The organism is Flavobacterium endophyticum (assembly GCF_003634455.1).
Classification (GTDB): domain Bacteria; phylum Bacteroidota; class Bacteroidia; order Flavobacteriales; family Flavobacteriaceae; genus Flavobacterium; species Flavobacterium endophyticum.
This window is the reverse complement of record NZ_RBLC01000006.1, coordinates 52800-74640: the sequence shown is the minus strand read 5'-3', so window position 1 is coordinate 74640 and position 21841 is coordinate 52800. Positions and strand designations below refer to the sequence as shown.

At 38.6% G+C, this 21841-nt stretch carries 20 protein-coding genes; 11 read left to right on the top strand and 9 right to left on the bottom strand.

The window, feature by feature from the left end; all coding sequences use genetic code 11:
• Nucleotides 1-8 precede the first annotated feature (8 nt).
• Nucleotides 9-2351 (bottom strand): TonB-dependent receptor domain-containing protein, encoded by a 2343-nt coding sequence (locus tag CLV94_RS16180; RefSeq protein ID WP_121377572.1) that lies wholly within the window; start codon nt 2349-2351, stop codon nt 9-11.
• Between the two features lie 454 nt (nt 2352-2805).
• On the opposite strand from CLV94_RS16180, the gene CLV94_RS16175 reads away from it, so the two are divergent.
• Both CLV94_RS16175 and CLV94_RS16170 read left to right on the top strand, forming a co-directional pair.
• Nucleotides 2806-3648 (top strand): sensor histidine kinase, encoded by an 843-nt coding sequence (locus tag CLV94_RS16175; RefSeq protein WP_245982634.1) that lies wholly within the window; start codon nt 2806-2808, stop codon nt 3646-3648.
• The gene (locus tag CLV94_RS16170; RefSeq protein WP_121377554.1) at nt 3645-4361 is read left to right on the top strand and encodes a LytR/AlgR family response regulator transcription factor; all 717 of its coding nucleotides are present in this window, start codon (nt 3645-3647) and stop codon (nt 4359-4361) included. The genes CLV94_RS16175 and CLV94_RS16170 overlap by 4 nt, the downstream gene beginning before the upstream one ends.
• 60 nt (nt 4362-4421) lie before the next feature.
• Here CLV94_RS16170 and yiaA read toward each other — a convergent pair whose 3' ends face one another.
• The gene (gene yiaA / locus CLV94_RS16165) at nt 4422-4820 is read right to left on the bottom strand and encodes an inner membrane protein YiaA (protein ID WP_121377553.1); all 399 of its coding nucleotides are present in this window, start codon (nt 4818-4820) and stop codon (nt 4422-4424) included.
• A gap of 307 nt (nt 4821-5127) precedes the next feature.
• Here yiaA and CLV94_RS16160 point away from each other — a divergent pair, with 307 nt between their 5' ends.
• Together CLV94_RS16160 and CLV94_RS16155 are read left to right on the top strand one after the other, a co-directional pair.
• The gene (locus CLV94_RS16160) at nt 5128-5649 is read left to right on the top strand and encodes an ankyrin repeat domain-containing protein (RefSeq protein ID WP_121377570.1); all 522 of its coding nucleotides are present in this window, start codon (nt 5128-5130) and stop codon (nt 5647-5649) included.
• Nucleotide 5650: 1 nt separating this feature from the next.
• Complete coding sequence (locus tag CLV94_RS16155; protein WP_121377552.1) at nt 5651-6409, top strand: T9SS type A sorting domain-containing protein; 759 nt, start codon at nt 5651-5653, stop codon at nt 6407-6409.
• A 73-nt stretch (nt 6410-6482) separates the two neighbouring features.
• On the opposite strand, the gene CLV94_RS16150 is transcribed toward CLV94_RS16155, so the two are convergent.
• The 6 genes from CLV94_RS16150 to rmuC form a co-directional block, all read right to left on the bottom strand.
• Nucleotides 6483-8513 carry an FG-GAP-like repeat-containing protein gene (locus CLV94_RS16150; RefSeq protein ID WP_121377551.1) on the bottom strand — a complete coding sequence of 677 codons (2031 nt, stop codon included), beginning with the start codon at nt 8511-8513 and terminating at the stop codon, nt 6483-6485.
• A 15-nt stretch (nt 8514-8528) separates the two neighbouring features.
• The gene (locus CLV94_RS16145) at nt 8529-9623 is read right to left on the bottom strand and encodes a hypothetical protein (protein ID WP_121377550.1); all 1095 of its coding nucleotides are present in this window, start codon (nt 9621-9623) and stop codon (nt 8529-8531) included.
• 210 nt (nt 9624-9833) lie between these two features.
• A complete protein-coding gene (locus tag CLV94_RS16140) occupies nt 9834-11876 on the bottom strand; it encodes an FG-GAP-like repeat-containing protein (protein WP_121377549.1) in 2043 nt (680 codons plus the stop codon).
• Between the two features lie 47 nt (nt 11877-11923).
• A complete protein-coding gene (locus tag CLV94_RS16135) occupies nt 11924-13030 on the bottom strand; it encodes a hypothetical protein (protein WP_121377569.1) in 1107 nt (368 codons plus the stop codon).
• A gap of 115 nt (nt 13031-13145) precedes the next feature.
• Nucleotides 13146-13691, bottom strand: a complete 546-nt coding sequence (locus CLV94_RS16130) for an acyl-CoA thioesterase (RefSeq protein WP_121377548.1) — start codon at nt 13689-13691, stop codon at nt 13146-13148.
• Nucleotides 13692-13714: 23 nt separating this feature from the next.
• The gene (rmuC, locus tag CLV94_RS16125; protein ID WP_121377547.1) at nt 13715-15079 is read right to left on the bottom strand and encodes a DNA recombination protein RmuC; all 1365 of its coding nucleotides are present in this window, start codon (nt 15077-15079) and stop codon (nt 13715-13717) included.
• Nucleotides 15080-15315: 236 nt separating this feature from the next.
• On the opposite strand from rmuC, the gene CLV94_RS16120 reads away from it, so the two are divergent.
• The 4 genes from CLV94_RS16120 (at nt 15316) to CLV94_RS16105 (ending at nt 18659) form a co-directional block, all read left to right on the top strand.
• Nucleotides 15316-16917: a T9SS type A sorting domain-containing protein gene (locus tag CLV94_RS16120; RefSeq protein ID WP_170148818.1), complete on the top strand. Its 1602-nt coding sequence runs from the start codon at nt 15316-15318 to the stop codon at nt 16915-16917.
• 193 nt (nt 16918-17110) lie between these two features.
• On the top strand, nt 17111-17527 hold the full coding sequence (locus CLV94_RS16115) for a hypothetical protein (RefSeq protein WP_121377545.1): 417 nt from the start codon (nt 17111-17113) through the stop codon (nt 17525-17527).
• A 67-nt stretch (nt 17528-17594) separates the two neighbouring features.
• On the top strand, nt 17595-18032 hold the full coding sequence (locus CLV94_RS16110) for a DUF6526 family protein (protein ID WP_121377544.1): 438 nt from the start codon (nt 17595-17597) through the stop codon (nt 18030-18032).
• 87 nt (nt 18033-18119) lie between these two features.
• A complete protein-coding gene (locus tag CLV94_RS16105; protein ID WP_121377543.1) occupies nt 18120-18659 on the top strand; it encodes a YceI family protein in 540 nt (179 codons plus the stop codon).
• A gap of 24 nt (nt 18660-18683) precedes the next feature.
• On the opposite strand, the gene CLV94_RS16100 is transcribed toward CLV94_RS16105, so the two are convergent.
• A complete protein-coding gene (locus CLV94_RS16100; RefSeq protein WP_121377542.1) occupies nt 18684-19025 on the bottom strand; it encodes a hypothetical protein in 342 nt (113 codons plus the stop codon).
• A gap of 123 nt (nt 19026-19148) precedes the next feature.
• On the opposite strand from CLV94_RS16100, the gene CLV94_RS16095 reads away from it, so the two are divergent.
• From CLV94_RS16095 to CLV94_RS16085, 3 genes are read left to right on the top strand one after another with little or no spacing between them, the layout of a single operon-like run.
• Entirely contained in the window at nt 19149-19718 is a 570-nt protein-coding gene (locus CLV94_RS16095; protein WP_121377541.1) for a pseudouridine synthase, read from the top strand.
• Nucleotides 19719-19739: 21 nt separating this feature from the next.
• On the top strand, nt 19740-20189 hold the full coding sequence (locus tag CLV94_RS16090) for a tRNA (cytidine(34)-2'-O)-methyltransferase (RefSeq protein ID WP_121377540.1): 450 nt from the start codon (nt 19740-19742) through the stop codon (nt 20187-20189).
• Between the two features lie 39 nt (nt 20190-20228).
• Nucleotides 20229-21836, top strand: coding sequence for a class I SAM-dependent methyltransferase (locus CLV94_RS16085; protein WP_121377539.1), 1608 nt, complete (start codon nt 20229-20231; stop codon nt 21834-21836).
• Nucleotides 21837-21841 lie beyond the last annotated feature (5 nt).

Here is a 21841-nt window from a genome sequence, read left to right as displayed (position 1 = left end):
TTTTTTTGCTATTCTGGCAAACGATCTCTGTCGCTCTTTTTTCGATTCAGTCGATACGTAAATGTGGCATATACTCTAGGGCCGACGCTTCTAAAATTATAATCCAAAGTATAGTCATTCCCTCTTACAAGCCCTTTTGAAATTCGGGAATCAAAAATATTATCCGCCTTTAATGTAATAGTCGCTCTTTCGTTCCAAATGTCTTTCCCCATTCCCAAATCAAACCAATATTGCGATTTGGAATTGTATTGGCCGCTGCTGGTAGCTCCTAAATAATTTAAATTAGTTTGAAAGTTCCATGTTGAAAATTTTATCCGCGTACTTTGTTTTGATGTAAAATTTTTGTCAGAAACATTAAATATTCCTTTTTGCTCAAAGGTATAGTAGTTCATCTCGCCATTAAGAGTTAGCCATTTTAACGGAGAATATGAAATACTAATTTCTGCACCAATTCGACTTTCTGTTCCAGAATTTATCGCTTGTTCTACTAAAAAGCCATCAGTATTTGTGATGCGAATGTCTTCAAAAATGTTTCTTGAAAATTGATGGTACAAACTCGGATTGATAATGAATTTTCTCCATTTTATTAAAGTCCCGAGTTCATAAGAATTGGTATATACCGGATCTAAATCAGGATTTCCAATTCGGATATTTCTTCTGTCTGCAATACCTCCAAACGGATTGAGCTGCCAAAACTCAGGACGGCTGATGCGTCGGCTGTAGCTTAATTGTACGTTGAAAATGTCGTTAAATTCATAAGTAAAATGAGCCGTTGGAAAGAAATCGGTATACTTTTTATCGATGTTGAATTGATTGATTCTGTCATTGCTTCCGGTGTTTGAATCTTCAATTCGGAGGCCTAACAAATAGTTGAGCTTTTTTATGCTGCTTCCGTATTGAACATAAGCACCGATGATTCTTTCATCATAATGCAATAAGTTGTTCAGGCTGTCAATGGCCACGTTATTGTCGTAAGCTTGATAATCGCTGTTAATTCTTCGAATTTCGCCTTTTATTCCGAATTCAATTTTAGATTTTTCATTAAACGGCAGGCTGTAATCCGATTGAAACAAAAAATCTTTACTGCTTTCAATATTTCTACTTTTTAAGGCTCTGAAGGGTAACGAAACTGGAAAGATTTCTTGCTCAACGATGGATTCGTTTTCATCATCATTCCAAAAGTCATATTGCAGGTTGATTGTGAATTTTTGACCTTCTTTAGCAAATGTTTTGATGTAATTCAATTCAATCTGATTGGCAGTTTGAGGTTCTTTATAAGCTTCCTTGGCATTGGAAATGCGTTCAGGATTTCGGTTTTCATCTAAATAGTTGAAAGCATAATCAACCGTGCTTCTGCTGGTATTGTTTCTGTAAAAATAACTCAACGTAATCATGTTTTTGTCATTAAAATAATAATCACCGCCAAAATACGTGGTAAATGTTCTATTTGTTCTGTCCCTATCAACGGTTCCATTTAAATACGAATCGATAACATTATCATCGTAAATGGTTCTTGAGCTAGATTCCTTACCGAGGAAATTGATATATCGGTACCTTAAATCAGAAAAAATATTGATTTTTTTATTTTTATAATTCACGTTATAGCCCAAAGCATAGTTATCTGGAATTCCGGCGGTAGCTTGAACGGAGCTGCCAAATCCTTTGCTTTTATTTTTCTTTAAAATGATATTAATAATGCCAGCAGTTCCTTCTGAATCGTATTTAGAAGATGGATTGGTAATCACTTCTACCTTTTCTATATTCTCTGCCGGAATTTGCTCGAGCCCATTATTGGCAGTTAAAACAGAAGGTTTTCCGTTTATCAGGATTCGAACGCCTGTGTTGCCTCGCAAACTAACCGCACCATTGTAATTGACGCTTACTGACGGTACATTGTTTAAAATATCGATTGCATTTCCACCTTTTGAAACTAGGTCGCTGCCTACATTAAAGACCTTTTTGTCTAATTTATGCTCTATTGTTGTCTTTTCTGTTTGGATCTCAATAGTTTCGAGTTGGGTTGGCATCTCTTCTAGCAAAAACGGTGGTAAAACCTGATTGTTTTGCAAGTCGAAATTTTCAAGGGTACTGCTTTCTAAACCAATAAACTCCGCTTTGATGTTGTATTTCCCAGGAGTTATTTTTAAGCTATAAGTTCCTTTGCCATCAGTTATCGTTTCTACAATTACTTTGCCGTCCGAACTATTTATTAAAGTGATGGTTGCAAATTCTATTGCAGTAGCCGTCTTTTTTTCGATTACTTTTCCGCTGACAGTTATTGACTTCTGAATTTCCTGTGAATAAATAGTCGCAAAGGAAAGGAGGATTGTTATAAATACTATTTTTTTCATCATGCTTTTGTTTAAGATTACAAGGCAAAGATTAAATGTTTTGTAATGCAGAATAAAGGCATAAGATAGAAACAGGTTTTTTATAGGCAAACAGCCTATTTTAGGTCCTAAAATGGTCTTTAGGTTTAAAAAAAGAGTATTCAGGAGTTAAAATTGCGTTTTTGTCGACAGTGATTGAATTTAAAAAGTTCTTGATTATCTTTAATTTTTTTTAGCTATGGATTATCTTAAGAAAATATCAGAATATGTCCGGAATAATAGGTTAGCACAGCATCTAGTATTCTGGATGGTTATAGTAATAACCTACATTCCTGCCGGTTTGCTGGATGAAAATAATGATCCGCTATGGGTAATTTTGTTATTCAATTTTTGCGTCCATATTCCGCAAATGCTGGCGTCTTATTTTCTTGCCTATTACCTGCTTCCTAAGTTTATATTGAAAAAAAGGTATTTTTTGTCACTAATTTTATTTTTCCTGACCTGTTATATCTTTTCTGCCCTTGCCAGGATTTTGACGATTCATGGAGGTGAAGAATTGGTTAGGACGCCGCCTTTTGAACAAGAGTCGGTGTATGAAATTTTGACGGATCTCCATTCGCTGGTAGTTAAATATTTCCCTTCGGTGTATACGGTTTCTTTTCAGTTTTTATTTGTAAAATATTTTTTCAATAACGAACAGAAGAAAAGCGAAGCAACACAATTAGAACAAAAAAAAGTAGAATCTGAGTTAAAGATGCTGAAAGCACAATTAAATCCGCACTTTCTGTTCAATACCTTAAACAATATTTATTCGCTCTCATTAGATAATTCGCCTAAGACAGCCAGCGCTATCGGGAAACTGTCTGATATTCTGGACCACGTCTTGTATAAATGCAATAACCAATTCGTTTCCTTGTCAAGCGAAATAGAACTGATGAAGAATTATATCGAATTGGAAAAATTGAGATACGACAATCGATTAGAAATTACCTTTGATACCGATCTTGAAAATGATATGCAAATTCCGCCATTACTGCTTTTGTCATTAGTAGAAAATGCCTTCAAGCACGGTGCAGGAGAAGATAGCGGTTCTCCAAAAATCTGGATTTCCATCATTCAGACAAAAGAAGCTTTTACGTTTAAAATTTCAAATACAGTTTCAAGCGATTATGTAAGCAAGGATGAAGATAGGATAGGGTTGACTAACATAAAGAAGCAGTTGGGCCTGATATATTCGGATAATTATTCATTGGATATAAAACAAGCTGTAAATTCGTTTTCAGTAGTTTTACAAATCAATCAAAACAACAGCTTATGAAAATTAAATGCCTGGTAGTTGATGATGAACCGCTAGCGATTCGATTAATAGAAAAGCATATTGCCAAAATAGACAACTTAGAAGTTGTGGCAACTTGCAATACAGCATTAAAAGCATTTGAGATATTGAATTTGCAAAAAATCGATTTGATGTTTATTGATATAAAAATGCCAAATATTACGGGTATAGAATTTTTAAAAAATCTAAAAAACCCGCCCAAAACAATACTGACTACTGCTTACCGAGATTATGCAATTGAAGGCTATGATTTAGGTGTTGTTGATTACCTGCTAAAGCCGATTACTTTTGAACGTTTCTTAAAAGCTGTTGACAAATTTTTAAGTGAAACTGCCAAAAGCGAAGTAAAAAGTAAAGAATCTGTTCCGGATGATTTTATTTTGGTTAAATCAGGAATCAAAAATTATAAAATCAATATGAACGATATCGTCTATATCGAAAGCCTTAAAGATTATATAAAAATTAATACGGTAGGCGATAAAAATATCACTTCAAAATATAAAATAGGAGATATCCAACAAGAATTAAATGAGGATAATTTTTTGCGAATTCACCGATCCTTTATTATAAATACTGCTAAGATTACAGCTTTTACAATGAACGAAATCGAAGTTAGCAGTATTGAAATTCCAATTGGAGCTAGTTATAAAGAAGATGTTTTATTGTATTTAAAGACATTGAAGAATTCAAAATAAATATATAATTTGCTAAAATAAAAAAGCCCCAAGTTGGGACTTTTTTATTCGTTGTATTTTTTAGTTCTGCCTGCTTGCAGCTTGATTGTCACGCGTATTTTTCTGAACAGCAATACCTCCAAATAAGGCCAATAAATAGCCAAAGGCATAAAAGCCTTTTTCGCTTGGCAAAATAGTAGCATTCCACAATCCTACGACTAGCAAGACGATTGATAATATCGTGGCAAACCAGCAGATTCCATAATAAATATCAGTTACGGGAAGGCCTTCCATTCTATCTCTAACACTTTTCTGTAATGATACTACTGCAAATATTCCGAACATCAGCACTGTGAAATAGTAGCCTTTTTCATTAAGTTCCATCTCGGCTCTCCATAATCCGATAAAATAACCGATCATTCCCGCAGCAAGCGCAATCCAAGATGCTGCAACAAAGGCAGGTGAAGTTTTTTGACTCATAGTTTTCAGTTTAAGTTTGTTTTCAGAATTTGCTTATGTCCAAATATAACAAAGTTTTTTATTTTGGGCATTTTCTTACGACAGAATCATTTTTAGAAAACTAGATAAAGAGAAATACAAAAGATGGCTTGCTGTATAAATTTAAATAATTAACTTAATATCATTAGATTATAAAAATAAATAGATAAATTTGTGATGATATGCCGGTTAATTTACGAATTGAAGTTTTTTATTTTTACGGATAAAAACATACGATTATTGAGTGGACTATCGTGATTTATGGTTCAAAATTGCTGAAACTTTGCCTATGAAAAAAACTACTCTTTTTATCTTTCTGCTCTTCCTTTCTCTAAATGCTTTTTCGCAAAAAGATATTTTTAATGTCGCTAGAACAGGTACGGTAGATGAAGTAAAAGCATTAATGAAAGCTAATCCTGGGTGTATTAATGAGCTTTCTCCAGAAGGCTATTCTCCGTTAATATTAGCCTGCTATAGAGGAAATACAGAAGTTGCCCAATTCTTAATGCAGCAGGTAAAAGACATAAACACGGCGAGCGGCATGGGAACGGCATTGATGGCCGCCACCGTAAAAGGCAATGTTGAAATAGTAAAAAAACTATTGGAAAATAAAGCCAACCCTAATATTCCCGATTCTAATGGTACTACGGCCTTGATTTATGCCGCAATATTTAAAAAGTATGAAATTGCTGATTTTCTTATAAAAGCTAAGGCTGATCCTGCGGTCAAAGACAATAGAGGCAATTCGGCGATTGATTATGCCGTACTTGCAAATGATGATAAATTAATACAAATCTTAAAAACCAATTGATATGAAAAAAATTACGCTTACTTTTTTTGCTATAGTCCTGATGAGCTTCGGCTTGTCTGCACAGACGTATAGTACGGGAACTGTAACCTTCATGACGGGATTTACTGCAAAGATTGATGTCACCAGCACTCTGGTTACTTTGAATCTTGTTGGACCATCTACAGACTGGCTTAGTGTGTCTTTTAATGCTACATCTATGGATGATAATGGTAGCGATGTCGTAATTTTTGACGGGACAAACATGACTGACAGGACCTTTAACGGAACGGGAGTAACTCCTCCTCTAGATTCTAATCAAAATTGGACAGTAACTTCTAATACAATTAACGCAGGTGTAAGGACAGTGGTTGCGACACGAGCTCGTGATACAGGCGATTCAAACGATTATACTTTTACCGCCGCCGCTCAGCCTCTTAATTTAGTTTGGGCGCATAGACCGGGAAGCTTGGCCATCGGTTATCATGGATCGGGTAATTGCGGTGCTACTGTGGCTGCTTTTTCACTTGGGACAGAGGATTTTGCAGTTGAATCGTTTAAGATTTATCCAAATCCAGCAAAAAGCTTTGCGACACTAGAGTTACCTCAATCTATTGCTGCAGGAGAAGTTAAGATTTATGACAATTTGGGCAGGGTCGTGAAAGCGATGTCGGTTTCTGATTCCCATACAGAAATCAATACTTCTGATTGGACTACAGGCGCCTATATGGTAGTTTTAAGAACTGAATATGGAAATGCCACGAAAACATTAGTGGTTGAATAACTTCAAAAGAGCAATTCTCTAAAAAAAAAATCCCGAATAACTTTCGGGATTTTTTGTAGTATAAAAACAAGCTTTATTTTTTGACAAACTTCTGAGAGAACTTTTCGCCATTGCTGTTTTGCAATACCATCATGTAATTTCCTGCAGACAGTGATTGGATGTCAATCTGGTTTTCTTGTATTTTTACATCTGAAACCATTCTGCCTTGGTAATCATAGATTTTTACGCTGGCAATTTCAGGCTGCATGTCAGTAAGCTGGATTCGGATGTAATCGGAAGCTGGGTTAGGATAAAGTATAAACTGATTGCTATTTGTTTCAGAGATTCCTAAAGTCGAGCCTTCTACAACAAGCAGTTTTGAATTTATAGCTGGATTTAGGATTTCTTCTACCAAGCCAGAAGGCCATTTTATTACCAGTCTCGTAATTTCTGTTGCAGTTCCGATTCCGAAATGTGTATTTAATGAGTTGGCAAATTCAAAGCCTTCGCCGCTTCTCACGTCTCTGATCTGTCTGCCCCAAGTTCCATATATCTCTACTCTTGCACCGATACCATTTCTGGTGCTTTGGATACCTTGAAGGTTCAGTATAATCCAATTGTTGTCGTTTCCGTTATTGTAATAGACCGTGTTTTCGACCTGAACATCTAAGAAGCCGTCATTGTTCAAATCTCCGATAGGTCCATTTTGAGGTGCTCCGCCTGATTTTGTAAAAGTCCAATCTCCATTATTGATCATGATAATACCGCCTGGTCCAAAGACATCAATGAATCCATCATTGTTAAAATCACGAGCAATATATTCTCTTCCAGTATTAGTATAGGATTCAAATCCTGAACCTGCACTTACATTCGTAAAGGTGCCATCACCATTATTACGCATCAATTTTTGAGTCGTTCCTCCGGCATTTGAACCAATTAAAGCGTCCATGTCGCCATCATTGTCAAAATCACCAAAAGCACTTGACCAAGATTGATCAGGGTCAGCCATTCCTGCTGCTACAGATACGTTGGTAAAAGTGCCATTTCCGTTATTTCGGTGTAATTCGTCAATATTAGCACCTGTATTACCGCCACGGCATTTTGCGATAAAAAGATCTTGGTCGCCATCATTATCATAATCGACAAAAATTGAACCGTAATTTCCGCCACTTGGGAAATCGCCCATACCCCCTTGATGGAAGACAAGGTTTCCGTTTCCGTCATTAAGGTAATATACATTAGGATTTACGTCATGGCATACAAAAGCATCAAGATGTCCATCATTATTGAGGTCTACAAAGTTGGAACGCTGGCTGAAAATAGATTGGGGTCCCGAGATAGGCGTATAACCCGTGCCTGTGCTGTTGGCTTTCATAAAAGTCACGCCGCTGCCAGATCCAAACAATAGATCGGTATAGCCGTTTTTGTCATAGTCGGCCGCAGTGACGCTCCATGACGGCATATAAGTGGCTTGCGGTGTAGTTATCGTAGCTGGAGTAAATCCGCCACCGCTAGCATTTTGATATAAAATGTTGAGGCTAGTATTGCTTATGCCTACAATGTCATCCAAATAATCACCGTTCATGTCCACTACGCAATTTTTGTAGGAACCGCCCAGCGCTATAGTCTGCGGCGTAAATCCGACAATTTGCCCAGGTACTTCAGGCTGTTCTGGAGTATATGGTCCTTCGGCAAGAACAAAATTGAAGCCTGTGCTTCGCCATTTGTTGTCGAAAACTATAAAATAGGTAGTACCAGCAACAGCGTTGAAAGTAAATGCTGATAAAAATCCGTTTCCTAAGTTTCCGCTGTCATCATCACCGCCTGCGCAAGTTAATGCACCGCAAGCACCTCTATAGATATGGAAACGGGTGTCTCCTCCAATGTTGGCTATAAGGTCAGTTGTTACGGTCACCGAAGTGTTTATTGAAGGGGAGTATTTATACCATTCGCTGTTTGCTGCCGTACCGCTTCCGGCACAAATGCCATACGTATTAGCATTTCCGTTAATTGCATCAATGGTATGCGTGCCTGCTGTAATTTCCAAGGCAGTTTGGCAATTGTCTTGTGCCTTGGCCAAAAAAGCCGTCAGGCATAGCATAATTAGGGGTAGTCTTTTTTTCATATTGTTGTTTGTTTATTAGTTACATCTCATATCTAAGGTAGTTATCCATTCGTCTATCATTTCGACAGCTTCTTCATGAACGATCGATCTTCCCAGTAGCGGCATTCTTGTAGATTCATTTACAGACGTGATTCTAAAATGCATCACGGATCTTTCAGGACTGCCTGGTGCTACAATGTGGGAGAGTCCGCTTCCTACAATGTCAACCGGTGTCATGCACACGCCTAGATTTGTAAGATCGGTTGTCTCGCTGAAAGCAAAACGCATCGGCCTGTAAGAACAATGGCTGTCCTGTTGATGACAGTGGGCGCAGTTTATATCGATATAAGACCGCACTCTTTTTTCCAAGGGTTGTGACTCGTCGTTCCATCGTACTGTCGATACTATATTTCTTGGGAAGTTATTGTCTAAGTAGCCAACTTCTGCCCATTTTTCTAATTGATTTTTGCTTCCAGAAGCGTAGTTTATAGCAAAATTTAAGTTTTGAGGTTTTAAGCCAATCGGGATAGGCTTGTCGTTTGATTTGTGGCAGGTCAAGCATTCGCCTCCTGAAGAAGATGGAATACGGTAGTTCGTGTTTTTAAGTGTTCCTTCCTCCAGCCATGTAATGTCTGTGAAACTACCATTAGGATCAAGGGTAGCTTCGGTTTGATCTGCATTCCATACATAATTGGCAAAAATCCATCCTTCTTCTTTGCGTATCATGATTCGAGTTTCTATAATCCGTGTTGTATTGCCAGGCTGGATATTGTCGTAATAAAATGTTTTTATAAGCGCAGTGCCTACAGGAAAAATTAAGGTTTTTCCATCGCCGTCATATACCGCTTTTTTATTTTTTGGCATCCAAACAAATCTTTTTTTATGGGCATAATCTGTGAAAAGCTGACTTGCAGGTTCGTAAGGAAGTACGTCAAGAGACGGAACTTGATTTTTCATTGTGCCATCGAAAAATTTATAATCGGATAGCTTGGCGTACGGAACGGATGCCAAATCAACCACGACTGGCGAAGTAGGTTCTACTGGGATATAATCATTATCGGATCCACATGAAAAAATGATAAAGAAAAGAATAAATAACAGTGATTTCTTTAAAAAATAGTTTTGTTTCATAGATGTGTTTCAAAAAATTAGGAATAAAGATAATAAATATAAAATAAAATTATGAAGAAAATATTGTTATAGTAAAAAAGTTATAGCGCTGATAATAAATTGTTTAATTGTGTTTTGTGTAATGCCTGATAACGCTAAGGTTGGGAGAATTTTCTGTAAAAAAAAATCCCGAATGAAACCATTCGGGATTTTTCTTATTGTGAGAGATTACTACTTCTTGATGAATTTCTGAGCGTATTTTTCTCCTTTTGTATCATGCAGGATGATTACATAGGTTCCTGCAGGAAGTGATTGAACATTAATTTTGCTGTTTAAGACTTTTGCGTCAGAAATCATTCTTCCTGTCAAATCATAGATTTTTGCTCCATCTATTTCAGCTTGCAATTCATTGAGCTGAATGTTTAGGAAGTCAGCTGTAGGGTTTGGATACAATGTGAATTGTTTTGTGTTATTTTCTGCAACTCCAAGTGTTGCTCCTTCTCTTACATGTAATGTCTGGCCTGTTGAAGGGTTTAAGACTGTATCCACAATTCCAGATGGCCATCTGATAATTACTTTTTCTATTGAAGATGCTTGGCCGATGCCAAAATGTACATTCAGAGAGCTCATGTTTTGGAAACCAGTTCCGCTTTGTACGTCTCGGATTTGTTTGCCCCATGGACCGTAAAGTTCCACTCTTGCCCCGATTCCGTTTCTGTTGCTTTGTACGCCTTCAAAACTGATTTTTATCCACTTATTGCTGTTCCCGTTACTGAACAATACATTAGTTCCATTTTGGATATCCAAGAAGCCATCGTTGTTTAAATCTCCAACGGGTCTGTCAACTGGAGATAATAGGTATTGATTTGGATTTGGCGTAAAATGGAAATTACCATCGCCAAACATAATATTGTTTCCTGAGCCCAAAACATCTAAAAATCCATCATTATCAAAATCATGAGCTACATATTCTCTTCCAGTGCTAAAAATAAGATCAAATCCTGAACCTACGGTAACGCTGGTAAACGTGCCATCGCCATTGTTTCTCATTACATTTGTATTACCGTCAGAGGTTGCATTTACGCCTAAGATGATATCCATCCATCCATCATTGTTGAAATCTCCAACCGCTGACGACCAGCTTTGCTCTGGCGCTGCCAAATTTGCTGTTGCGGCTACATTGGTAAATGTTCCGTTGCCATTGTTTCTATACATTTCATCGATGTTTCCGCCGACACCAGAGCCTCCTTGCCCGCATTTTGACATATGCATGTCGATATCGCCATCGTTATCATAATCAAACCAGTTTGAGGCATAATTTCCTCCAGTCGGGAAAATTCCCAGACCGCCTTGAGTTTGGTTTCCAATATTGCCCAAGCCATCGTTAAAATAATATCGATTTGGAGAGTTATCATCACATACAAAAGCATCTAGCTTGCCATCGTTATTGATGTCTACAAAATTGGTACGCTGTGTCAAGTAGTTTTCAGGTTTTCTAAAGGTACTGTAAGCCGAACCGTCTGAATTGGCTTTTAAAAACACGACTCCGCTGCCTGAGCCATAGATCAGGTCATTGTATCCGTTGTTGTCATAATCGCCTGCTGCGATGCTCCAGGTTGGTTGAACTGATGTATTTGCTATAGTGAATGTCGTAGTCGTAAATGTACCACCAACTTGTTGATAGCTAATGGCTAATTGTGTATTGTTGATTGCTGAAACAATGTCGTCTAAGTAGTCGCCATTCATATCTACGATACAATTGTTATGTTGTCCAGCTATTCCCGCAACCGGACGCGATGTGAATGACAATCGGTCTACACCTGGAGAGGCTGTTTGCGTAAAAGAGAAATCAAAGCCATTGCTACTGTATTTGTTATCAAACGCAATGATGTAGGTTGTGCCTGCAGTAGCCGCAAAGCTAAGTTGTGAAGCTTGGCTGCCATCATAATCATCGTTAGAACCTATACATACTAAATTGGTGCAAGATCCGCTATATACAATTACCCTGGTGTCGGTATTAGGATTCTGAGGCAAAAGCGTAGATACGGTCACATTGATGTTTTGTGTGGCAGTATATTTATACCATTTGCCTTTTGTGCCGGGACCATTATTAAGTCCGCACAAGTTGCTCGGTGCGGTTCCGTTTTCAGCAGCATACGAAGGAGCTGTGTTGATGGAGTTAAGCGTAATATTTAATGCAGTATCGCAATTGCTTTGGGCCATTGCGATTGAAAAGCAAAAAAATAGGCTAAAGAAAAATAAAGTTTTTTTCATAATGACTATAGTTTTTAGTTGGTTGTTGTTAAGCTGTTTTATTGGATTTAGTTGCAAGTTTGCGTTAATGAGCTAATCCATTGCTCTACTAGCGCTATTCCTTCATCGTGAGTAATCGTTCTTCCTAATAGCGGCATTCTTTCGCTCTCGTCATTAGTTCGCAATCGATAATGCAGTATCGATTTGCTGAAATTGGACGGCAAGACAATTTTTTGCAACGTAGGGCTTACGATCTCATCGGCGTCAATACAAATACCTAGGTTGGTTGGATTTGAAGTTTCACTGAAAGCAAAACGTATGGCGCGATAATCACAGCGTCCTTGGTCTTGATGGCAATGCGCACAGTTAGCATCCAAGTAGGAACGCATTCTTAAATCTAAAGATTGTGAGGTGTCGTTGTAATTAACTGTTGTGGCAATAGTAGAAGGATAGCTTTCCAGATAGCCTTGTTCTAGCAATTTCTGCAATTGGTTCTTGTTTCCTTCTCTATATGCATAATTGATATTTAAATTCTGAGGTTTGACACCGATCGGAGTCGCAATCTCATTTATCTTGTGACAGGCGAGACATTCTGATTCTGACGGAATTCTATACTCGGCTGTAATTACCTCGTCGTTTGGTTTCTTGAAGGTAATTGTTTTGGTGCTGCCGTTTATAAAGTCATCGTTTACGATCAGGTTCGCTTCTGTCTGTTCGTCATTCCACACATATTCGTAAAATTTCCATCCATCAGCTTTACGAATCATCAATCGGGTTTCGATCATCTTTGTCGTGTTTCCTGGCTGTATCGTAGAATAATAGAATGTTTTTATTAGAACAGTTCCTACCGGAAAGTTTAAAATCTTTCCGTCGGCAGTATAAGTCGCTTTTACATTTTCAGGCATCCATATGAATCGCTTCTTTTTGGCGTAATCGGTAAAAAGCTGACTTGCTGGCTCGTAAGGAATTACATTTAAAGAGGGTATGTGTTCTTTCATATCGCCTTCAAAAAATTTGTAATCAGATAATTTGGCGTAAGGAACTGCTGCCAAATCAACTGTAACTGGAGAAACGGGTTCTGGTACGGGAACATAGTCGTTGTCTGACCCGCATGATAAAATGGTAAAGAAAAGTAGTAATAGTAATGATTTCTTTAAAAAATAGTTGTGTTTCATAAGATTTACCATCAAAAAATTAGGAATAAATATGGCAAATATATAATAAAACTAAAAAGAAAATGATTTTATAACAAAAAAGTTAGAGGGCTATTACTAAATTGTTTAGTTGTGTTTATAAATGGATTCGGATGTCCATGTTTTTGATGTCCTGCAAGGCTTCAGTTGAGGTATGGTCAAATAAATGTTCTTGTTCTTTATGCTCTTTTTTCGCCTTGATTCGTCTCATAGCATCGCAAAAACGACGTACTTCCTCGACAGTAGTCAATGTTAATCTTGGAACGGAAACATTTTTGCCCGAATCGTCTTTGGCAACCATCGTAAAGTAGGAGGAATTGCAATGTTTTACTTTTTGAGTTTGTATATTTTCGGCTGTGACGCGAATGCCAATTACCATGGAACTGTTGCCGACGTAATTTACAGATGCTTTTAGCGTAACCAATTCTCCAATCTCGATCGGATTTAGGAAATCGACCGTATCAACCGAAGCCGTGACACAATAGGAACCCGAAAATTTAGAAGCACAGGCAAAGGCGATCTGGTCCATCAAAGACAGAATGTAGCCTCCGTGGATTTTGCCGCTAAAATTGGAATGCGACGGCAGCATCAGTTCAGAAATTGTGATTCGGGAAGATTTTGGTGTTTTATACGTTTTGTCCATACAGTTTTGGGTTGGGTTCTTTATTAGTTTTCAGAATCGTCTGTCTCGGCTCTTTTCAGGATATTCTCTGGCAATGATTTTTTAGCTTTGGCACCCATTTTTTTCAGCCTTTCTACACTGTTTATCAGATTGCCTTTTCCGTCAAAAAGTTTGTTCATGGCACCTTGATATTCTACTTTGGCTTCATCCATCTTTTTGCCTATTTTGACAAGATCGGTTACAAAACCTTCAAATTTATCATAGAGGGCTCCGGCTTGCCTTGCAATCTCAAAAGCATTTTCCTGCTGTTTTTGATTGGCCCACATGCTGTCAATGGTTCGGAGCGTGGCCAAAAGGGTAGAAGGAGTGACGATCACAATGTTCTTTTCAAAGGCCTTGTTGTAAAGTGTAGTGTCCTCGTTTAGCGCAATGGCAAAGGCAGGCTCCATAGGGATGAAAAGCAATACGAAATCAGGACTCTCGATTTGATAAAGGTCGTGATAGTTCTTGGCGCCAAGCTGCTCGACATGCCTTCTGATTGAATTCAAATGCTCTTTTAAGAAGGCTGTTTTTAAGACTTCATCTTCTTCGTTGATGTATTTTTCATACGAGACTAAAGATACTTTAGAATCCACTACCATTTTTTTGCCGTCGGGTAAATTGATGACCACGTCTGGGAAAACCCTTGTGCCGTCTTCGGTCACAAAACTCTGCTGCACTTCGTATTCACGGCCTTTTTCCAAGCCAGATTTTTCAAGCACTCTTTCCAAGATCAATTCGCCCCAGTTTCCTTGCATCTTGCTGTCACCTTTCAACGCTTTGGTCAGGTTGAGCGTTTCTCGACTCATCTGCTCGTTCATTTCGCGAAGCCCTAGAATCTGCTGTCTTAGTGCGGCATGATAGTCAATACTTTCTTTGTGCGTATCTTCTACCTTTTTCTCAAAAAGCTGGATTTTGTCTTGTAATGGAGAAAGTATGTTTTTCATATTCTCTCTGTTCTGCTCGGTAAATTTGGTGGATTTCTCTTCTAATATCTTATTGGCAAGGTTTTCAAATTCTTTGGTGAATTTTTCTTGCAGCTGTTCTACTTCTTGCTTTTGTTCTTTGTTGCGTTCCCAAAGATTTTCGAAATCAACTTCTTTTTTTGAAAGCTGTATGGCTAAAGATTCTTTTTCTGTTCTGAGGCCTTCTCTTTCCAAGGCAATCTGCTGCAATTGATTCTCTGAGCTAATGCGGTCCTGCTGTTGCTGTAATTTTAATTGTTCTATCTGAGAAAGCAGTCCGTTGATTCGTTCTTCAAGGCCTGCTTTTTCTGATTTTGCGTTGGCAGAAAAAAGCAACTTTCCAATAAAAATTCCTATGGCTAAGGCAATTATAAAAGCGATAATGGTGATGATAGTGTCGTTCATTTTAATGTTTTTGTAGAAAGTAAAAGTAAGAATAAATTATAGGTTTTTATTACCGTTATTTTTCAATGAATATTTCTATGAATGTTAAAATTTGGTATTTTAGACCGTGTTTTCGTAAGAGAATTTTTATTTTAATCTTAAAAGTCATACTTTAGTGAATGTATAACAATGCAAATAATTTTAATACTAGAATTATTATCCTCTGGTTTATAGCTATTTGCATGAAAATAATTTTCATGAAAAAAACTACTTTATTTTCGGCTTTGCAACAAAGCCTTGGAGGAGCTAGATCCTTATTTTTCGGAACTTTTTTATTGGCCTCGGCTGCAGCTCAGGCACAATCGTATTGTACGCCTGGAACTGGAGATTGTTCTGAAGGTGATGAAATTGTGAATGTTACTTTTGCAGGAATTAATAATAATTCTGGTTGTGGAACAGCAGGCTATAGCGATTTTACGGGCGGCACGGCTGCTAGTGTTATTGTAGGACAGTCTTACGACCTCTCTGTAACAATTCCTGCCCATTTTGGAACACAGCAAGTAGGAGTTTGGTTCGACTACAATGATGATGGTGCTTTTGATGCCTCAGAATTTACAAACTTAGGAACTTCGCCAGCAGCGGGCTCTGTGGTAACAGCTTCTATCGCAATTCCAGTTACGGCTACGGTAGGAAATATTCGAATGAGGGTTAAAGCCCAATATTCTCAAGCAATTGTTGCAACAAGTTCTTGTGCAGCACCTTATATTGGTTATGGAGAATACGAAGATTATTCAGTAGATGTCATTGCCGCAACAGCATGTACGGGTACTCCAGCAGTGGGAACGGCAACATCTACGCAAGCTTCCGTTTGTAATCAGACTTCTTTTGTCTTGGGCGCTTCTGGCGTGACTCCGGCAGCAGGGTTCTCTTACCAATGGCAGTCTTCTCCGACCGGAACAGACCAATGGACTAATTTAGGAGCCTCACAAGTTTCTTTGAATTATAGCATGACAGGCCAGTCGCAAGCTACTTTTTACAGAGTTATCATAACTTGTTCAGGAAGTGGTCAAAGCGCTACTTCTGCAGCAGTTTCTGTTGGGCAAAATGCGGTAGATACTTGCTATTGTTTAAATGCAATTAATTTCAATTGTGGTGATGGTGACGTAATTACGAATGTTACTATTGGCACATTGAACAATACTACAACTTGTGGAAATGCAACTACAGGATACACCAATTATAGTGGCTCTGTTGCGCCTCCTGTATTTAATGTAGGGGCAACCATCCCAGTTTCTGTTTCTGTAGGGCCATCTGGCGACGGTTGGTTAGATGAATCGGTTGGCGTTTGGGTCGATTATAATAAGAACGGAGCTTTTGAGTCGACAGAGTATACTTATATAGGTACTGGCTTAAATCAAGCAGTTACTGGTAGTATAACAATTCCAGCAACAGCTTTGACGGGTACTACAAGAATGCGTGTTGTTGTTGCGGCATCATTGGCAACTTCTTTTGGACACCAATTTGCTTGCGGACCAGTAGTAGCTAACAACAACTTTGGTGAAATGGAAGATTATGTAGTCACTATTGATCCTCCATTAGCGACACCAGGATTTGAAAATGCTTCAGTGTCTGTCTATCCTAACCCAACGAACGGTCTTGTGAACATACAGTTTGCAGAGATGACAGCTGTTGATGCAATCAATGTGTTTTCTATTTCAGGACAATTGGTGTACTCAAAACAATTTAGCGGTTCGTCTGATGCATATACGATTGACCTTGCAAAGGCTGCAACGGGAGTTTATATCATGAAGCTAGAAAGCCAAAACGGTACAATGATTAAACGATTAGTCAAAAACTAACAGAGACTTTTTAAAAATAGAAACCGCCTTAGGGCGGTTTTTTTGTAGTATGAACTTTATACAATTTATTATTTTAGGAATGTTCTTTAATTTATAGATGTATTTCGAGGGTTATTTTGGCATTTAATCGATTTTTTAATGTTTTTTTAAGAAATATTCTTACTATTGTAGGTTCCCCCTAAGTTCTTACACAATGAAACCACCAAAATTAACTTTAGACAAAGTTACAGATTCTACTATTAAATATGAATTTGTAGCTAATGTAGCCTCGCGCCTTTTAAAGATCCTTTTCAGGTCCGACAGAAGCATAAGGCTAATTTATTCCAACTATTCCAATAAGCATTTTTTTGGAGACAAATTTGTAATCTTAGATTATAGATTCCGAAATGCATTATGGTATAAGATAGGAGATTCGATAACCGAAAAAAGACATTTTCTGCTTGAAAAGCCCGAAGCTTCAAAGAAAATTCTTCTTACCGTACATGGACTTTTTAGAAAGAAAACGTACCTATTGGATTTTTCAGAAGCAGAATATGTTGACAGCAGCACCTTCTGTATAGAAGTAAAAAAATCTGACTTTCAGGATATAAACAATCCGATTATGGGTTAGAATAGCCCGAGAAGGCGCTGTCTATTCAAACTTATTGAGTATTTTTATAGGAAATAACCAATATCCTATGAAAAAGCAAGACTATAAAAACCATATACGTTTCTATACACCGCACCATTTTGTGTTTTATCCCCTGTTGCTAATCCTGCTCGGGGTAAGTGTCTATTTTATTTTTGGCAGAGAAAAAGAAAGCTTACTCTGGATCTTTATCAGCATTCTCCTGCTTCTCTTTTTTGGACTGGCTTTCATGCTTCGCCAACATTATGCCTTGCTGTTGCAGGACAGAATCATACGACTCGAATTGCAATACCGCTATTTTGCCATCACAAACGAAAGGCTAGAACTGCTGGAAGGCAGGCTGTCCGATAGCCAATTGTTTGCCTTACGGTTTGCGCCAGACGAAGAGCTACCTGCCTTAGTAAAAAAAGCGCTGGATGAAAATCTTTCTGGAAACCAAATCAAAAAAAGCATCCAAAACTGGAAGCCCGACCATCACAGGGTTTAAACTTTAACAAACAATTCACGGTTTGTTTTTATAAAATGAAAATCGCTATGCGTAAATTTATACATAGCCATTTTTAAACGAACCATTATGAATTTCACTACGCATTGGATTATCGATCCTGACCACTCGAATATAGATTTTAAAATCAGGCACTTGCTGATTTCGCATATTTCAGGCACCTTCAAGATTTTTAACGGAAAAATGACGACGAAAAATGATGATTTCGAGACCGCGCAGATTTCCCTTTCGATAGATGTCTACAGCTTTGATACCAACAATATCGAAAGAGACGAGCACATCAAGTCGAATGCTTTTTTGGATGCTGATCAATTTCCAGAAATTCATTTTACTTCTTCAGAACTCAAAAAAATTGAAGGCGACCACTATAAATTAAGTGGCAATATAACCGTCAAATCAGTGACCAGAGAAATTGTCTTAGATGCCGTTTTTGGCGGACAGGCAAAAGATGGCTTTGGAAAAATGAAAGCAGGTTTTGAAATAAGCGGAAAACTCAACCGTAGTGATTTCGGAATTGTAGCCGAAGACGTAACCGAAACCGGCCATCTCATCATAGGCGAAGAAATAAAAATCCACGCCAATATTGAATTTGACAAAGAAGAAGACTAGAACAAGCAGGGTTTTTAAGCCCTGCTATTTCATGTTTCCCCGATCCTTTTTATTTTCAGGATGCGAGGTAGGATAACGATTCGGGTCGAGATCTGAATTTTTATCCCTATTCTCAGGTTTCTTCTTGTTTTTTAGCGGCGCTCCGCTAGTTTCAGTAGGAGTTACATTACTCTCTACAGAACGCGCGCGTTTCACGACATGCACATTACCCGCAGTATCTTTTTCGATTTCCGTCTTAAGCTTTCCTTTTGACGGATCATATTCGTCGGCAAGGTTTTCGCCGCTGAATCCCTCGTTGATTTTGCCCTTTGCTTTTTCCTGTTCTCCGTTCCATTTTTTATTTCCTAAGTCTTTTGCTGCTGCCATGATGGTTGTTTTTAAATTGCCTAATTAATTTACAGCTATATAAAAACAAAAGCTACATCTTTAACATTGCTTTAATTTGCCGGATTTCCAAATGTTAGTGGTAAATTTGCCGAAAATTCAGCCATGTCCGCCCATAAGCATTTTTTGATTCACAAACCTTACGGCTATCTTAGCCAGTTTGTGTATGAACTCAAGCGAAAAAAGAAGCTTTTGGGAGAACTCCATGATTTTCCAGAAGGCACGATGGCTATCGGAAGGCTTGATGAAGATTCCGAAGGTTTGCTGCTTCTAACGACAGACGGACAGATGAGCGAATTGGTCCGAAGCAAAAAAGTAACCAAAGAATATTATGCCCAAGTAGACGGGCTAATAACCGAAGACGCCATTGAAAAGCTAAAAAATGGTGTCGAGATTGGCTTTGACGGAATAAAATACATAACCAATCCCTGCCAGGCTTTTAAGATTGACGACCCGGGGTTTGCGCCTCGTTCTAAGAAAATACGAGACGAAAGGCACGGACCTACTAGCTGGGTATCCATCACCTTAAACGAAGGCAAGTTCCGCCAAGTCCGAAAAATGACCTCGGCCGTAGGGTTTCCGACATTGCGGCTTGTGCGAGTGCGGGTTGGGAATGTCTATCTCGGCGATATGCAATCGGGAGAAGTAAAAGAAGTCAGCGAGTTTTCGCTCTAACAACAGTTAAATTTAAGAAAGATGCTAAATATTGTTCTTGTAGAACCAGAAATACCTAACAACACCGGAAATATTGGCCGCCTTTGTGTCGGTACCGAAAGCCGCCTTCATCTGATCCATCCTTTTGGATTCCAGATTACAGATAAAAACCTGAAGCGTTCCGGCCTTGACTACTGGGTGCATTTGGATTGGAAAGAATACCAGTCGGTTGAAGAATGGATAGCGCAAGTACCGGATACTTCAAGAGTATTCTTATTCAGTTCTCATAGCACGAAATCGTATCTTTCTGAAACTTTTCAAGAGGGCGACTGGCTGGTTTTTGGCAAAGAATCGGTTGGGCTAAGCCAAGAGGTCTTGGATAAGTTTGAGAACCATTTGACCATTCCGATTTCACCTTTGGTAAGGAGCTACAATCTTGCCAATTCGGTAGCCTTTGCCATAGGCGAAGCAAAAAGGCAGCTTTCCATCTAAAAAAATAGTATATTTGAGAATAGCTTTTCTCAAACATCTATGATTGATAAATCCCACCTTCGCAGTTCTATTTTCAGGCATCTCGACGGCCTGGCAGTTGCTCCGGTAGCCATTGCCTTAAGAAATAAAGGAGTCCTTGAACATATAGTAAAAAACGGTGAAGCCGACTTGGCCGATCTGTCAGCCCGATTTAAGGCAAACGAAGGCTATCTGAATGTGGGACTTCGCGTGCTCTGTTCGCAGGGCTTTTTAGACTACCATATTGATACGGCAACGGATACCATCAAATTTACTACCAACGAGAAGACTGCAATAGCATTTTCACTATTTCATTTGTATCAAGATGTTGTCGATTTGTTGCAATTCTCGACGCAATTTCATCCTAGGATTTTTGAAGAAGCTCCGTTTGAACGCCTGGATGCTATCTTCGAAAAATTCAAGATCAATTACGGAATCGAATTCTCTGATGATGCTTTGACGAATGAAATCCAGAAACAGATACTAAAGCATATCGAAGGCTACCTGATAGGACCTACCATCGTACGGCTGGCCATGAACGGCATGTTCCACAAATACTTTATGGAAACGTCTTTCCGACCGGAAGAATTCCATAAGACACCCGATAAATTCAAGAAGATATTAGACTTTTTTGTACATCTGGGCTGGTTTCTGGAAAAGAACGGCAACTACCAGTTTACAGAAACAGGCTTGTTTTTTGCCAAAAGAGCAAGCGCCTACGGCGTTACGGTTTCGTATCTGCCGACCTTTGCCAAGATTGAAGAATTGATTTTCGGCGATCCGAATGTGTTGCGTATGGTGGCTGACGGCGAGAACGAAATTCATGTCGACAGAGAGATGAATGTTTGGGGAAGCGGCGGCGCGCATGATACTTATTTTAAGGTGGTGGACGAAATCATCGTGCACTTGTTCAACCGTCCGATCGAAGAACAGCCGAAAGGAATTCTAGACATGGGCTGTGGCAACGGCGCCTTCTTGCAGCATATTTTTGAAGTCATAGACCGGCAAACCCTTAGAGGGAAAATGCTTGACGAATATCCGCTGTTTTTGGTAGGCGCCGATTATAACCAAGCAGCTCTAAAAGTGACACGGGCAAACTTGATCAAGGCAGATATCTGGGCAAAAGTAATCTGGGGTGATATCGGAAGGCCGGATTTATTATCTAATGACCTGATGGAAAACTACAATATCGACCTGAAAGACCTCTTGAATGTCAGGACGTTTCTCGATCATAACCGTATCTGGGAAGAACCAAAGCAGATTTCTGCCGATAGGGTAAGCAGTTCTACGGGCGCTTTTGCTTATAGAGGAAAAAGAATTTCGAATAATCTTGTAGAAGACAATCTGTTGGAGCATTTAAAAAAGTGGTCGCCTTATGTCAAGAAATTTGGACTTTTGTTGATAGAACTGCATACCATAAATCCATCGTTGGCTGCCAAGAATATAGGAAAGACAGCGGCGACGGCCTACGATGCCACGCATGGTTTTTCTGACCAGTATATCGTCGAAATTGATGTCTTTAATAAGATTGCGGGAGAGGCACAGTTGTTTCCCGATAAGGCTATCTTTAGAAGATTTCCGGATGCCGACATCGCTACCGTAAGCATCAACCTGCTTAAAGGTGAGTAGGAGAG

Excerpts from the sequence above, each read along its gene's own strand:
- CLV94_RS16180 (WP_121377572.1), bottom strand. The coding sequence starts at position 2,351 with ATGAAAAAAATAGTATTTATAACAATCCTCCTTTCCTTTGCGACTATT.
- CLV94_RS16170 (WP_121377554.1), top strand. The coding sequence starts at position 3,645 with ATGAAAATTAAATGCCTGGTAGTTGATGATGAACCGCTAGCGATTCGA.
- yiaA (WP_121377553.1), bottom strand. The coding sequence starts at position 4,820 with ATGAGTCAAAAAACTTCACCTGCCTTTGTTGCAGCATCTTGGATTGCG.
- CLV94_RS16160 (WP_121377570.1), top strand. The coding sequence starts at position 5,128 with ATGAAAAAAACTACTCTTTTTATCTTTCTGCTCTTCCTTTCTCTAAAT.
- CLV94_RS16155 (WP_121377552.1), top strand. The coding sequence starts at position 5,651 with ATGAAAAAAATTACGCTTACTTTTTTTGCTATAGTCCTGATGAGCTTC.
- CLV94_RS16150 (WP_121377551.1), bottom strand. The coding sequence starts at position 8,513 with ATGAAAAAAAGACTACCCCTAATTATGCTATGCCTGACGGCTTTTTTG.
- CLV94_RS16145 (WP_121377550.1), bottom strand. The coding sequence starts at position 9,623 with ATGAAACAAAACTATTTTTTAAAGAAATCACTGTTATTTATTCTTTTC.
- CLV94_RS16140 (WP_121377549.1), bottom strand. The coding sequence starts at position 11,876 with ATGAAAAAAACTTTATTTTTCTTTAGCCTATTTTTTTGCTTTTCAATC.
- CLV94_RS16135 (WP_121377569.1), bottom strand. The coding sequence starts at position 13,030 with ATGAAACACAACTATTTTTTAAAGAAATCATTACTATTACTACTTTTC.
- CLV94_RS16130 (WP_121377548.1), bottom strand. The coding sequence starts at position 13,691 with ATGGACAAAACGTATAAAACACCAAAATCTTCCCGAATCACAATTTCT.
- rmuC (WP_121377547.1), bottom strand. The coding sequence starts at position 15,079 with ATGAACGACACTATCATCACCATTATCGCTTTTATAATTGCCTTAGCC.
- CLV94_RS16120 (WP_170148818.1), top strand. The coding sequence starts at position 15,316 with ATGAAAAAAACTACTTTATTTTCGGCTTTGCAACAAAGCCTTGGAGGA.
- CLV94_RS16115 (WP_121377545.1), top strand. The coding sequence starts at position 17,111 with ATGAAACCACCAAAATTAACTTTAGACAAAGTTACAGATTCTACTATT.
- CLV94_RS16110 (WP_121377544.1), top strand. The coding sequence starts at position 17,595 with ATGAAAAAGCAAGACTATAAAAACCATATACGTTTCTATACACCGCAC.
- CLV94_RS16105 (WP_121377543.1), top strand. The coding sequence starts at position 18,120 with ATGAATTTCACTACGCATTGGATTATCGATCCTGACCACTCGAATATA.
- CLV94_RS16100 (WP_121377542.1), bottom strand. The coding sequence starts at position 19,025 with ATGGCAGCAGCAAAAGACTTAGGAAATAAAAAATGGAACGGAGAACAG.
- CLV94_RS16095 (WP_121377541.1), top strand. The coding sequence starts at position 19,149 with ATGTCCGCCCATAAGCATTTTTTGATTCACAAACCTTACGGCTATCTT.
- CLV94_RS16090 (WP_121377540.1), top strand. The coding sequence starts at position 19,740 with ATGCTAAATATTGTTCTTGTAGAACCAGAAATACCTAACAACACCGGA.
- CLV94_RS16085 (WP_121377539.1), top strand. The coding sequence starts at position 20,229 with ATGATTGATAAATCCCACCTTCGCAGTTCTATTTTCAGGCATCTCGAC.